A 273-nucleotide genomic window follows, 5' to 3' on the forward strand; every position below is an offset into this window, starting at 1 on the left:
TGTCAGCTTTCCCGGACCGTTTGTCCAATCGCGCGGTTTCTTTCCGCTCCTTCGCTTCTCCATCAGCGCGAGGCCTTCATGAGGTTCAAGCGCTCTGATCAGCACGGCCTCAGGTTCATCGGCTCCTCCGCTTACAACATTGATGAGTGTGTGGGTATGCATGGTGTACGTATACACCACGCCGGCTTCACGATACATGATTTCGGTGCGCTTTGTCCGGCGGTTGCCATAGCTGTGAGCTGCTCTGTCCCCTGGCCCTTTATAAGCCTCTGT

1 protein-coding gene is annotated in these 273 nt (G+C 55.7%); it reads right to left on the reverse strand.

Annotated features, from left to right (window positions below; translation table 11 throughout):
* On the reverse strand, positions 1 to 273 hold a 273-nt coding region (locus CF394_RS03530), incomplete at both ends, for a DNA-3-methyladenine glycosylase (RefSeq protein WP_133079793.1).

The organism is Tetzosporium hominis, assembly GCF_002265435.1.
Taxonomy (GTDB): domain Bacteria; phylum Bacillota; class Bacilli; order Bacillales_A; family Planococcaceae; genus Chryseomicrobium; species Chryseomicrobium hominis.